Annotated in this window: 7 protein-coding genes; 1 reads left to right on the top strand and 6 read right to left on the bottom strand. The window is 59.4% G+C overall.

Going from position 1 to position 3,748, the window contains the following annotated elements; all coding sequences use genetic code 11:
• Window positions 1-486 (top strand): pirin-like C-terminal cupin domain-containing protein (locus tag EOA22_RS27300; RefSeq protein WP_164755878.1); only part of this gene is annotated, 486 nt, incomplete at its 5' end.
• Window positions 487-527: 41 nt separating this feature from the next.
• On the opposite strand, the gene EOA22_RS27295 is transcribed toward EOA22_RS27300, so the two are convergent.
• The 6 genes from EOA22_RS27295 to EOA22_RS27270 all read right to left on the bottom strand — a co-directional run.
• The gene (locus EOA22_RS27295) at window positions 528-959 is read right to left on the bottom strand and encodes a DUF1810 family protein (RefSeq protein WP_063170644.1); all 432 of its coding nucleotides are present in this window, start codon (window positions 957-959) and stop codon (window positions 528-530) included.
• Window positions 960-1,002: 43 nt separating this feature from the next.
• Window positions 1,003-1,284 carry a GNAT family N-acetyltransferase gene (locus EOA22_RS27290; protein ID WP_013896607.1) on the bottom strand — a complete coding sequence of 94 codons (282 nt, stop codon included), beginning with the start codon at window positions 1,282-1,284 and terminating at the stop codon, window positions 1,003-1,005.
• 54 nt (window positions 1,285-1,338) lie between these two features.
• Window positions 1,339-2,049, bottom strand: coding sequence for an ATP-binding protein (locus tag EOA22_RS27285; RefSeq protein ID WP_245478699.1), 711 nt, complete (start codon window positions 2,047-2,049; stop codon window positions 1,339-1,341).
• 227 nt (window positions 2,050-2,276) lie between these two features.
• Entirely contained in the window at window positions 2,277-2,714 is a 438-nt protein-coding gene (locus EOA22_RS27280; protein ID WP_063170645.1) for a CBS domain-containing protein, read from the bottom strand.
• Window positions 2,715-2,772: 58 nt separating this feature from the next.
• A complete protein-coding gene (locus tag EOA22_RS27275) occupies window positions 2,773-3,420 on the bottom strand; it encodes a hypothetical protein (RefSeq protein WP_013896610.1) in 648 nt (215 codons plus the stop codon).
• Between the two features lie 68 nt (window positions 3,421-3,488).
• Window positions 3,489-3,748, bottom strand: a 260-nt coding sequence (locus EOA22_RS27270; RefSeq protein ID WP_164755876.1) for a cupin domain-containing protein, incomplete at its 5' end; no start/stop codon positions are given.

The raw sequence follows: 3,748 nt of genomic DNA, 5'->3' as shown, positions 1-3,748 counted from the left end.
GCACATTATGGCGCTCCCGAAATCCCACGGATCTGTGCCGACGGGGTCGAGTTCACTTTGATCGCAGGGACGTCCGACGGGTTGGTCTCTCCGGCAAGGACGTACTCCGACCTGGTCTGCGCCGAAATCGTGCTCACGGGCAGTGCGCGATATCAGGTGAAACCCGGATATCGCGAGCGTGCGATCTATGTTGTCGCCGGCGAGATTGAAGTCATGGGCCAACTTGGCACGTTCGGTGAAGGCGAATTGATCATGCTGGCGCCTGGCGCTGAGATCGTGCTCGGGGCGCCTGCCTTCCATGCCGCGCGGCTGATGCTGATCGGCGGCGAACCTCTTTCCGAACCACGCTATGTCCATTGGAACTTCGTCTCCTCCTCAGTCGAACGGATTGAGCAGGCAAAGGCGGACTGGCGTGAAGGCCGCTTCCCGGGCGTACCAGGGGAAAACGGGTTGATGCCTCTGCCGCAGGAAGAAACAAAGTGGTGACGGTTTCGGCGGCGGCCACATCCGCGGGTCGCCGGGCGGCGTCATGACACCGAGTAGAGTTTGCGCATCGTGCCCTCGTCGATTTGACCATCGAACCAGACGTCGAAGATGGTCTCGAGCAGGAACTCGTCGTTACTTGCTTCGGAAAACAGCGTGAGGGACGCGTGCAATTTCATTGTATCCTCATCACCGAAGACCGCGCGAGCACTTAGATCGGAAAGTCGTTGCAGTGTGCCGACGCATTCCCGATAACGACCGCCCAGTATCGGCGATTGGAGGTAAGCGCCTGCCTCGTCGAGTGATGTGATCGCGTACGGATCGGCTCCAGTGTCGCTTCGCCCGGTAACCAACGTCGGGAAGACCAACTCCATGTATGGAGTACACATCATGCCTCGACGCAGCATAGCCAGCGCGTCGCCGTACACCGGATCCTGAGCGGTGACGAACCTCTGCAAATTATATTGGTCGTACATCTCGACTCAGACCTTTTTTGCAAACAGCTGTATTCGTGCCTGATCACCCTGCAACGACATCGGTGTATTCCGGATGCCTGGCGACGAAGCCGCTCATGAAGGGACACTTCAAGACAGCTTTGCGGCCGGTTTTGCGGAGCAATTCGAAGGTGCCTTGCGCCAACCGCGACGCGATCCCCTGTCCGGAAAATTCCGAAGGCACTTCGGTATGTATCAGCGCAACCTTGCCGTCTTGGAGCGTATAGTAGGCCACTGCGAAGGCATGACCGGTGATCGGGAGCTCGAACCGATGCTGCCGAATGTTCTCTGTGACCTTTGCATCCATCTCTATCTCTCGATGTGCGTTGCGTGAGGCTGGACGTAGTTTGCCCGATCGCTATCACATCGCGGGCAAACGTAGCCTGACGGTGGTGCCTGTCCCGGGCGCGCTCTGAATGTCGATGCTTCCGCCTGACTCTTCGGCAAAGCGCTTCACCATCGGCAGGCCGACGCCGCCGAGGCCCTCCGTTTTTGTGGTGAAGAAGGGATCGAATGCGAAGGCAATCGTCTCGGCGGTCATCCCCACACCGTTGTCGGCGGTGGTGATATCCACCTGAGCGGCTGAGGTGCCATCAAAGACCACTGCGGTATCTATCGAGATCAGGCCCCCATTGGGGGATGCATCGCGCGCGTTGAATACCAGGTTCAGAATCGCGTTCTGCAAACCCAGGCGGTTGCACCTCACTGACGGCAAGTCCGGCCTCACTCGAACCTCGAGACGAATCTTGGGGTCCCACGCGCTTCGAATGAGGGTCTCGATTTCAGCCAGGCAGGCGCCGACATTGGCATATTCGCTTTCTCTGCGGCTCTCTCGGGCGGAACTGATACTCTGGCGGACAAGCGCGCCAGCTCGTTCCAACGCCGTTCTGGCGCCCGAAATTGCAAGCCCAAGCGTTGGAGCCGCTGAGACGCTCGGGTCACGGGCCAGGTGATTCAACGCCGACGACGCGACCTGGATGAGATTGCCAAGGTCATGAACGATGCCGGCGGTCGCCATCTGGATGGGCAGGCCATCTCGGGGAATCTCGGGCGCGATGTCGAAGACATCCACTTTCACTTCCGGACGAGACATTATAACCCTCATGTTTGCTAAGGCAGAATTCAGTTGCTTGAATATAGTACAATAGAGGACGGGAGTGGTCGATTAGATCGAATAAGAAGCCGAACCATACTGCAGTATATGTCCCGCGATCTGCGGACCGTCGCCAGTGCGGGACCAACATCTCGCGAGACGGATCTCCCTCTTTCGTGCTCATCGCACCGTCGCGAGATTCTCCTCTATTGGTAGCCAATGCCCCCGATATAGTTGGCGAGCAGCCGCTCCTGGAGTTCTTCCTGTTGGAAGAGCGCCTTCATCGCGTCGCGGATATCAAGGACGCCTATCGGCTTAGCGCCGGCGCCGAGCACCGGTAGGTTCTGGAGCCGCTGTGTTGTCATGGTCTGCCAGACCGAATGCAGGTCGTCATTGGGCCCACAGGATACGAAAGACCGGCTCATCAGCGTGGATACCGGCGCTTCCGCCGGTCCCGAATTCGCCAGGTGACGAACAAGGTCGGACTTGCTCAGCACGCCTGCCGCTTCGCCATTGCCATGGCATACAACAACCCGGCCTATGGCCGGCTTGGACAGCCATAGCGCAGCTGCCCGCAGCGACGTGTCGAGGTCGACCGCCGCAAGGCGCGCCGATGTTTCTGGATGTAGACTGTCAATTCGCATGGTGCCCTCCTGAGGCGTCTCGCGGCCGCGGCCGGAGAGATCAGATTCGAGGTTTCGCCTACTCTTCGAAGGAAGTGTTCATCACAAAATCGACGGAAGACGGCGCCTTGTAGCCGGCCACAAAGCGCTCACCGAAATCCCGGGCAAAGTTGTCGTAGGTCGTTTCCGGGTTCACCTTGGCGATGTGGCAAAAGCATCGCGTCATCCGCCGCTTCATTTGAAGACGCGGAAATTCGCCGACGATCCTGGCTATCTCGGCGGAAGAGATGAGACTGTATTGCAGGCCGACGACATCAAGGCAGATGCCGGCTGTGCACAGCGCCACCTCGGCTTCCTTGTAGAGGCCAATCGACGGCGTCGAATTGAGAGCGACGCTGTCCCATGTCAACTGAGCACGACGCTCGTCGAAGCCGCCTTGCCGGACGAAGGCGCGGGCCAGATCGGCGCCTTCCACCTCGAAACGGCGCGGCCCGGCGAAGGTCTCGTTGAGCGTGACGTCGTGCAACAGGGTTCCGACGGCAACAACTTCACCGTCGTGCTCGATGTTCTGGACCTGTGCGATGCGGACGGCGAAAAGCCATGATCGAACCACGTGGTTGAACAAATACGGTTCACATAGCTGGCGGGCATGTTCGATCGCCCGGCCGACAAGCGGCGTATCGGGGACCGAAACCCCTGCAAGCGTGCGCCTGGCGATCGCATCCATGTCAGTGCCTTTCCTTCGCCGATTGTGTGTCGGTTTGACGCCCTTACCTTGGCAGGGGCGTTACCAGTTCATTTCGCGTAGGTCGTCAGGTTGGTCTCGTTGGTATCGACGACGAAGACCGCAAGCAGGCGAGCGCGTTCCGTCTTGCTGGCGTTTTCACTGACGGCGTGATGGTCGCCCGGAAATTCCGAGAAGCTTTCGCCTGCACGGTACGTCTTCACGGGCCCACCGTTAACCTGGCTTCGGATCGCCCCCTCCAGCACCGTGGCATAGATGAACGCGGAACTGGGATGGGTATGCGCCGGCGATGTCCCGCCCGGCCCGTACT

Source organism: Mesorhizobium sp. M7A.F.Ca.US.014.04.1.1, from assembly GCF_003998745.1.
Lineage (GTDB): Bacteria > Pseudomonadota > Alphaproteobacteria > Rhizobiales > Rhizobiaceae > Mesorhizobium > Mesorhizobium ciceri.
This window is presented reverse-complemented; position numbering and strand designations above follow the sequence as displayed.

What these genes read in the sequence shown, in the direction of transcription:
- EOA22_RS27295 (WP_063170644.1), bottom strand. Translation starts at nt 959, where the DNA reads ATGTACGACCAATATAATTTGCAGAGGTTCGTCACCGCTCAGGATCCG.
- EOA22_RS27290 (WP_013896607.1), bottom strand. Translation starts at nt 1,284, where the DNA reads ATGGATGCAAAGGTCACAGAGAACATTCGGCAGCATCGGTTCGAGCTC.
- EOA22_RS27280 (WP_063170645.1), bottom strand. Translation starts at nt 2,714, where the DNA reads ATGCGAATTGACAGTCTACATCCAGAAACATCGGCGCGCCTTGCGGCG.
- EOA22_RS27275 (WP_013896610.1), bottom strand. Translation starts at nt 3,420, where the DNA reads ATGGATGCGATCGCCAGGCGCACGCTTGCAGGGGTTTCGGTCCCCGAT.